The organism is Aeromonas sp. 604443 (assembly GCF_049170315.1).
Lineage (GTDB): Bacteria > Pseudomonadota > Gammaproteobacteria > Enterobacterales > Aeromonadaceae > Aeromonas > Aeromonas veronii_A.
On record NZ_JAAKMI010000008.1, the window covers coordinates 165670 to 173713 of the forward strand.

An 8044-nucleotide genomic window follows, 5' to 3' on the forward strand; every position below is an offset into this window, starting at 1 on the left:
ACAAACAAAAACAGCCCTCGTTGCCGAGAGCCGTTTCATCAGACCGATACGCCGATCAGATGGAGAAGCTGGAGCCACAGCCACAGGTCGTGGTGGCATTGGGGTTGGTCACGGTAAAGCGTGAACCTTCCAGACCCTCGGTGTAATCCACACTGCCGCCTACCAGATATTGCAGGCTCATGGGATCGATCACCATGGTGACGCCATTCTTCTCGACTACGGTGTCCCCGTCGTTGATCTTCTCATCAAAGGTAAAGCCATACTGGAAACCGGAGCAGCCCCCACCCGTGATGTATACCCGCAGCTTCAGCTCGGGATTCTCTTCCTCGGTGATCAGGTTCTTCACCTTGTTGGCCGCCGCATCCGTCATCTGGATGGGCAGCGGGGCTTCTGCAACTGCACTCATTACTGACCTCACAACCATTAGATCCACAAACATGGAAACCGCGAAATTATCCAATACCCGACCATTCAGTTCAAGTATTCACCACGTTTAACCGGCCGCGGGAACCGGAGCAGGCGGTGTGGCGACCAGCGGCTTGATCACCTCGCCCCACTCAACCAGCAGCTCTTGCGCTGGTTGCCTGCCATCCTTGTTGATGGTGACACGGATCCGATCCGGCACAAAGCCTTCCGGCAACTGCCAATTCCCTTCCAGCAGCTGGAAATAACGCAGGGCATAACGCCACTCGCTCACCTTCATTCCGAGATCGCGACCGGTCAGCGTCTTCGGCTTATCAGCCAGGCTCCCCTCAACCCGGATCTGCACCTGACCACGAAACAGCTCCCGCTTTTTGGCGGGCTGGGTCAGGGCGAGACGATAGTGGTAGCGACCGGGAATGCTGGTCTCCTGCAAGGTCAGGTTATCGATCACCACCCCCACCTGTTCGCCGGTAGGGCGCATGATCCGCTCGAAAAAAGCCAGCTGGCGCTTGAGCTCCTGCACCTGCGCCTCCTGACTCTTCAGGGTGGTCTGCAACTGCTCGAAGGCCGCTTTCTGGGTCGCCAGCTGGGTATCTTTCACCCCCAATTCGGTCTTGAGCTGGCCGATGGCCTTGCCCTGACGATCCAGCGTCTCCTGCTGTACCACCAACAGACTGCTCTGGGCCAGCTCCTGACGGTTACCGACAAAGTAACCAATGAGCCCGCCAACGGCTAACACGACCAATAACTTCAATAGATTGGACATAGCCCCTCATCCCGTTATCACGCCATTTACGGCAGCGCCTCTCCCTTCACTATACCGCCCGGACCGGGGTCACAGGCGATAAAGGGAAAAATTAACTGGCCGTGGCGCTGCCATCACCCCGCTTTTGACGCGCGGCGAGCCGTAAAGTTCGCTCCAGGATCTGGGAATAGATGGGTCGGCCACCCAGCCACTGGGCAACCAGAGTCGCCCCGACCGTGGTGATCATCATCGGCAGGATCAGCTGATAGTTGTCGGTCATCTCGGTGACCAGCACGATACCGGTGATGGGGGCGCGCACGGTGGCAGCAAACAGCGCCCCCATTCCGGCGATGGCAAAGGCGCCGGGCTCGATGCCAAGCTCCGGAAACGCCGCATGAAACAGATGGCCGAACACCACGCCAAACAGGGTGCCCAACGCCAGGGTTGGCGCAAACACCCCGCCCGGGGCACCGGAGCAGAAGCAGATGAGGGTCGCAACCAGCCGCACCGAGAAGATAAGGAACAGGGTCGCCATCGCATACTCATCCCCCATCAGATGGGGAATAAGCTCGGTGCCGCCCCCCGTCACCGCGGGAGCAAACAGCGACAGCACGCCAAACGTTCCGGCGACCAGCATGCCGATGGCTACAAAACGGTGGCGCTTGTTCTGATGCAACGCCAGATAACCATCCTGACAGGCCAGCACCAGCTTGTTGAAGACAAAACCGAGCACTCCGAAGGTGGCCCCCATAAAGAGGAATAGCCAGAGCGCCTTGAGGGCTGGCGCATCGTAGTGCGGCAGAGTGATCACCGCCCCCTGACCTTTCATGTTCTGCAGCATCAGTGTCGCCATGATGGCGGAGATCCCCACCGCCTTGATGGCCAGAAAGGAGTAGCGAAACTGCGGTCGCATCTCCTCCATCACGAACAGGATGCCCGCCAGCGGCGCATTGAAGGCAGCAGCCAGACCGCCCGCCGCACCGGCGGCCAACAGGGCATGGCCATGTTCCTTGGGCAGCCGGAAGATATCCGCCACCATCTTGCCGAGGTTGCCGCCGATCTGTACCGAAGGTCCCTCCCGCCCCAGCACCATACCGGAGCTCAGGGTACAGATGCCGCCGAAGAACTTGACCGGCAACACCCGCCACCACCGAACCGGGCGCAGATCGTCCATCGCCCCCTCGATCTCGGGAATGCCGGAGCCGCCCGCTTCCGGGGCAAAGGTATGAGTGAGGAAGTAGCCGACAAATCCCAGCAAGGCGCTGAAGCCAAAGCCAAGCAGACCGAGCTGCCACCAGGGACGGTCTGCCAGCAAGGCGATGCGTTGTTCTGCCAGCCAGTGGACACCCGATTCGAACAGACCGCACACCAGCCCGGCCAGGGTGCCGACCAGCGCCGCCAGCAACAGCACCAGCAAGGGCATCTTGTCTTGCCGGATAATGCGGGAAAGCGGCCCCCGCGAAGAGGTATCGGCTTCAGAGGAGAGAGCTTGTTGCGCCATCTTGTTACACCAACTTGGAAAAACCATATCGTCAGCTAGCTGAGATCAGGATCACCCGGCGCGTTGCTCGGCTGCCCAGGGCTGGGGCTTTCTGCTATAGTCGGCCCGTTAAATTTTTGTCACGGGAGCAGACCGAGAGTCCGGGTGGCGAGAGCGCAAAGCATACTCCTGATGCTCCGGCCTGCCGAGTCTCAATCGGCTGCAATCCCTTGTGTGACGACCAAAATCCCATTAAGGATGATCCATGTCAAAATCAGATCAGCTGTTTGAACAGGCCCGCCAGACCATTCCGGGTGGCGTCAACTCACCGGTCCGCGCCTTCAATGGGGTCGGCGGCACGCCCCGCTTCATCGATCACGCCGATGGTGCCTATCTCTATGATGTGGATGGTCAGGCCTACGTGGATTACATCGGCTCCTGGGGGCCCATGCTGCTGGGCCACAACCACCCGGCTATCAAGGCCGCCGTCATCAAGGCCGTTGAGAAGGGGCTGAGCTACGGTGCACCGACCGAGATCGAAGTGCTGATGGCTGAGAAGGTGCGCCAGCTCGTCCCCTCCATGGAGCAGGTACGGATGGTGAACTCCGGCACCGAAGCCACCATGAGCGCCATTCGTCTGGCCCGCGGCTACACCGGCCGCGACAAGATCGTCAAATTCGAGGGCTGCTACCACGGCCACGCCGACTCCCTGCTGGTCAAGGCCGGTTCCGGCGCCCTGACCCTGGGTCAGCCCAACAGCCCGGGCGTACCGGCCGACTTCGCCAAACACACTCTCACCTGTGTGTTCAACGATCTGGACTCGGTGCGCGAAGCCTTCACCCAATACGGCAGCGAGATCGCCTGCATCATCGTCGAGCCGGTGGCCGGCAACATGAACTGCATCCCGCCGGTAACCGGCTTCCTGGAAGGGCTGCGCGCCATCTGTGACGAGTTCGGCGCCCTGCTGATCCTGGACGAGGTGATGACCGGCTTCCGCGTCTCCCTGCGCGGCGCCCAGGGCCACTACAACATCGACCCGGATCTCACCACCCTCGGCAAGATCATCGGTGCCGGCATGCCTGTGGGCGCCTTCGGCGGCAAGAAGAAGGTGATGCAGCACATTGCCCCGACCGGCCCTGTCTATCAGGCGGGTACTCTCTCCGGCAACCCGGTGGCCATGGCGGCCGGTCTGACCATGCTGGATCTGCTGCTGGAGCCGGGTCTCTATGAGCAGCTGAGCGCCAAGACAGCTCGTGTTGCCGAGGGACTGAAAGCGGCCGCCGCCAAACACGGTATCCCGCTCGCCATCAACTATGTGGGCGGCATGTTCGGCTTCTTCTTCACCGACGAGCCCGAAATCACCCGCTACGAGCAGGTCACTCGCTGCGATATGGAACGCTTCAAGCGCTTCTATCACCTGATGCTCGAAGAGGGCGTCTATCTGGCGCCGAGCGCCTACGAGGCAGGCTTCCTGTCGCTGGCTCACGGCGACAAGGAGATTGAACACACTCTGGCCGCCGCCGAACGCAGCTTCGCCAAGCTGGCTGGCTAAATCGCCGCTGGTTGTCGCAAAGGGCCCGTCATGGGCCCTTTTCTATTACAGAGACTCCATCACCACACAGGGCGGCAATACGCCCATTTCTGGTGCATTACCCCCTCGTAATCCACCGATTTGTCATTCTCTGGTGCAACTTACCCCGCCATCCCTGTCATAAAGCAGGCCCACTATTTGCACATTCACCACAAGAGCCCACGTCACCGAGGTCCATATGGCAGAGATGAGCCCCATCGATGTGCTGCGGCGCTATCAGGAGTATCAGGAGGAGCTGACCCCGCTACTGCAGGGGCTGCTCAGCGCTCCCCTTGCCTCGCTCAAGGGGTATCCCTTTGTCGTCAGCATTGACCACTATCAGGGGCCGATGTGCATCCAGCCTGCGGCACCGGCCGCCCATAACCGGTTGCACCTTATCGTGCAGGGGCAAGGACGGGAGATCACCGTCTGTCTGAATCAGCTGATTGGCTGGTTGATGGGGGACAGGGAGCGCCGCCGCGCCATGCCCTGGTTCAAGGCGGTCTATGTGGTGCTCAGCATGGCGCTGTTTTTGATCGTCGCTACCCTGATCTGGCACGGGCTGGAGCAGCTCTACCAGCTATTGTGCGGCGAGCAGCAGAACCAGCTCGGCGCCTTTAGCGCCATCATCTTCCTGACGCTGGCACTGGCGGTGTTCGATCTGGGCAAGACCATTCTGGAAGAGGAGGTGCTGCTGCATAAGGATATCTTCCGCCACAGCGCCATTCGTCGCACCATCACCCGCTTTATCGCCGCCATTCTGATCGCGGTCTCCATCGAGGGGCTGTTGCTGCTGTTCAAAGGCTCGCTCGGCCAGAGCGAGCTGCTCTGGCCTGCGGTCGGAGTGATGGGGTGTGCGGTGGGTTTGCTGCTGGCGCTGGGCCTCTATGTTTTTCTGGGGGCCAAGGCCGAAGCGGCACTGGTACAGGCTAGCCTGCGCTCTCCACCGCCAGTTGCACAGGGGCGCGACGTGCCGCCCGCCAGGAGGCGTACATGGTCCAGGAGGTATAGATGACGATAAAGGCAACCAGCCACTTCAGCATCGCCATATCCATGGATTTGACCAGCATGGCGGCCAGCACCACACCGATGGGGCCAAAGATGGCTACCGCCAGCACGGCTTTGGCATCAAACGCCCCTTTGCGGATAAAGGTGCCTGCGGAGAAGACGCTGAGCACGGCGGTGGAGCCCATCATGATGGGGAATGCCGCCAGCGGATTCATCCCCAGCAGATAAACCAACGTCATGCAGGGGGCAAACAAGCCGATACCGACATTCATCAGCACTCCGAAGATAAAATTGCCAAGCAGGGCAATCGCCAACTTGTAGCCGCTGAGCCCCATCGCATCGCCGCCTACAGGGAAAAGACCCAGCAGACCGGCAAAGATAAGCCCTGCAACGACCAGTAAGGAGATAGCCATCACCAACCGGATGGTCTGCCGATCAAACGAGGCCACATGACGAGCGCCCCAAGCTGCGCCCGCTGCGGCGGCCATCATCATACTGATCAGCGTCAGCGGCTCCACTGCGACTGCGCCGACGAAGATCAGCGACTGAGTCACGGTCGGCAGCACGCACTGCCCATTTAGGGTCCCCGGCAGCACCCGATCATCGATCAGCTTGAACTGCTTGTAGCAGGCGGTCTTTACCGCAAAGCTGCCCACCCCCAGGGTATCGAGAAAGTTGGCAACCCCACCGATCAACGCCACCGGCCAGAAGGGTGTCGCCTCAAAGGATCCACTCTGCTTCTTCCGCCAGCAGGCTTGCACCAGCATAAAGATGAATACGAGGCCTCCGGCTATAAAAACCAGCCGTAAAATATCAACTAACATAGGGGTTTCTCCTGCAACGGGCGGCGATTCTAAGGCAAGCAGCAGAAAAAATCTTGACCGGAATTAAGCAATGCTCACGACACACCTCTGCGAGGCGAAATATTTATCAATAGACTCCGAACGACTCTGCTAATACTTGTTACTGAGGCCAACAGGCCGGGTCCTGAGCACGTTGTTATGGTCCTTTCGCGACGACCACTTGTGCCAAAGGACATAATAAAAAAGAGGGCCGGTAGTGATACCGACCCTCTTTCTGTATCTGGCCGGGGCGCAGGGGCCTCGACCAGGACAACAGCTTATTGAATGCTCTTGCCGGCACGCACGTCCTTGATAAACCCCTTCAGGCTGGCCAGATCACGGGGAGCACCGCGCAGGATCTGATCACCGATGATGAAGGCCGGGGTACCGGAGATACCGAGCGCTTCCGCCAGCGCACGGTTGGTACCGAGGTTCTGGTCAATGCTGCCATCCTTGATCTTGGCTTCCACCTTGCTCCAGTCCACACCGGCCGCCACTGCCAACTGCTTGACCTGTGCTTCATCAGCGAGCGGGCCCTGATGGCTATAGAGCTTCTCGTGGAACGCCTGGTATTTGTCAGGCTGACCCAGCTGGACCGCCAACGCAGCACGGGCTGCGAAGTAGGAGGACTCGCTCAGAATGGGGAACTGCTTGTAGATGTACCGGATGTCTTTGTCTTCCGCCATCAGCTGCTTGACCAGCGGATGGGCCCGCTTGCAGTAACCGCAGTTGTAATCGAAAAACTCTACAATGGTCAGCGACGCCTTCGGATTCCCCATCTCGGGATCCTGATTGGCATAAAGCTGCTTGGAGTGAGCCTTGATCAGCGCCTTGTCACTCTCGGCCTGCTGGCTCTCCTGCTTGGCACGCAGGGCATTGGACATCTCGACCAGGATCTCGGGATTCTTGACCAGATAGTCGCGAACGATTTGCTCGACATCGCTTTTGGTCAGCTCGCTTGCATGTACCGGCGTCGCCAGCAGGGTCACGCCAGCCAGCGCGCAAAACAGGGCATTTTTAATAGTCATAACGTTATCTTGCAGAGGATATGATAGAGGCCACTATAGTGGTTGAGTCTGTTTTCAAGTCAAGTTATCTGGCCAAAAAAGCGCTTGATATGCTCTGATTGCCACTTTTTCATGTCATTTAGCGCAATTAACCAGCAATCGAACCGGACGGGGATTTACAAGCCGGATCAGCATGGTAATATTCGCCGCACTGCTGCGGAGGGGTGGCAGAGCGGCTGAATGCACCGGTCTTGAAAACCGGCGATGGGCGACCATCCGTGGGTTCAAATCCCACCTCCTCCGCCATTCATACCGAGCCCATGCAACCATGTTGCGTGGGCTTTTTATTTGCCTCCGATTTGTCATTCCTCATAGATCTCAACACATTAGCCTTCTTCAGCGCCCCCATTAATTTTCCCACCTGCAGGCTCAATAGCCACCACAAGATCCCCTACCAACATCTAACCTCTGCGTTCCTGCGGGTATCCCTTCCCAATTCCTTATTATCCCAAACAACAAGGACCCAAAGCAGCAACCACTGCGCCTGCGTGTTAGCACAGCCAACACACTCTCTGGCATAACGTCAGTGGGCGACTAACAAAATCATGGACAAACAGAGGGCTCAAAAAGAAAGACTTCAGCTAACACAGGACGCAGATGCCCAGGAAAGATCGCAAGCAAGAGATCGTAGCGTACGGGCGAGCATAGGATTCGTGGATCATGACTACGCCAGAGCCGCCATATAGAGCGACAGCGGTTCAGTGAAGAAAGAGTACCAAGCGGAACATCAGGCTATTTGTGGAACCAGAAAGTAGCTCCGAGTAACAATAAGAACAGAGGAAAGGAGATAGGGCCGGTAAAAAATCAGGCTACCTTCTGAGTTTCAGGTAATAAAAAACCCCGCTCGATGAGCGGGGTTCTTAAATTGGGTGCCTGGCAGTGTCCTACTCTCGCATGGCGAATGCCACA

7 protein-coding genes and 1 tRNA gene are annotated in these 8044 nt (G+C 58.5%); 3 read left to right on the forward strand and 5 right to left on the reverse strand.

Annotated elements, in window-relative coordinates:
* Positions 1–55: 55 nt before the first annotated feature.
* The 3 genes from erpA to clcA form a co-directional block, all read right to left on the reverse strand.
* A complete protein-coding gene (gene erpA / locus G5380_RS13100) occupies positions 56–406 on the reverse strand; it encodes an iron-sulfur cluster insertion protein ErpA (RefSeq protein WP_005340225.1) in 351 nt (116 codons plus the stop codon).
* A gap of 87 nt (positions 407–493) precedes the next feature.
* On the reverse strand, positions 494–1189 hold the full coding sequence (locus G5380_RS13105; RefSeq protein ID WP_213390412.1) for a DUF6776 family protein: 696 nt from the start codon (positions 1187–1189) through the stop codon (positions 494–496).
* Between the two features lie 91 nt (positions 1190–1280).
* Complete coding sequence (clcA, locus tag G5380_RS13110; RefSeq protein WP_033136489.1) at positions 1281–2669, reverse strand: H(+)/Cl(-) exchange transporter ClcA; 1389 nt, start codon at positions 2667–2669, stop codon at positions 1281–1283.
* 244 nt (positions 2670–2913) lie between these two features.
* Here clcA and hemL point away from each other — a divergent pair, with 244 nt between their 5' ends.
* Together hemL and G5380_RS13120 are read left to right on the forward strand one after the other, a co-directional pair.
* Positions 2914–4200, forward strand: a complete 1287-nt coding sequence (gene hemL, locus G5380_RS13115; RefSeq protein WP_421352797.1) for a glutamate-1-semialdehyde 2,1-aminomutase — start codon at positions 2914–2916, stop codon at positions 4198–4200.
* A 217-nt stretch (positions 4201–4417) separates the two neighbouring features.
* Positions 4418–5233 (forward strand): hypothetical protein, encoded by an 816-nt coding sequence (locus G5380_RS13120; RefSeq protein WP_421352798.1) that lies wholly within the window; start codon positions 4418–4420, stop codon positions 5231–5233.
* Here G5380_RS13120 and G5380_RS13125 read toward each other — a convergent pair.
* On the reverse strand, positions 5148–6050 hold the full coding sequence (locus tag G5380_RS13125; protein ID WP_421352799.1) for a permease: 903 nt from the start codon (positions 6048–6050) through the stop codon (positions 5148–5150). The two genes, G5380_RS13120 and G5380_RS13125, sit on opposite strands and share 86 nt — an antisense overlap.
* Before the next feature lie 296 nt (positions 6051–6346).
* Positions 6347–7096, reverse strand: a complete 750-nt coding sequence (locus G5380_RS13130; protein ID WP_005340211.1) for a DsbA family protein — start codon at positions 7094–7096, stop codon at positions 6347–6349.
* A 197-nt stretch (positions 7097–7293) separates the two neighbouring features.
* Here G5380_RS13130 and G5380_RS13135 point away from each other — a divergent pair.
* A tRNA-Ser gene (locus G5380_RS13135) sits at positions 7294–7381 on the forward strand.
* Positions 7382–8044 lie beyond the last annotated feature (663 nt).

Coding starts and splice junctions, on each gene's coding strand:
- erpA (WP_005340225.1), bottom strand. CDS start 406: ATGAGTGCAGTTGCAGAAGCCCCGCTGCCCATCCAGATGACGGATGCG.
- G5380_RS13120 (WP_421352798.1), top strand. CDS start 4,418: ATGGCAGAGATGAGCCCCATCGATGTGCTGCGGCGCTATCAGGAGTAT.
- hemL (WP_421352797.1), top strand. CDS start 2,914: ATGTCAAAATCAGATCAGCTGTTTGAACAGGCCCGCCAGACCATTCCG.
- G5380_RS13125 (WP_421352799.1), bottom strand. CDS start 6,050: ATGTTAGTTGATATTTTACGGCTGGTTTTTATAGCCGGAGGCCTCGTA.
- clcA (WP_033136489.1), bottom strand. CDS start 2,669: ATGGCGCAACAAGCTCTCTCCTCTGAAGCCGATACCTCTTCGCGGGGG.
- G5380_RS13130 (WP_005340211.1), bottom strand. CDS start 7,096: ATGACTATTAAAAATGCCCTGTTTTGCGCGCTGGCTGGCGTGACCCTG.
- G5380_RS13105 (WP_213390412.1), bottom strand. CDS start 1,189: ATGTCCAATCTATTGAAGTTATTGGTCGTGTTAGCCGTTGGCGGGCTC.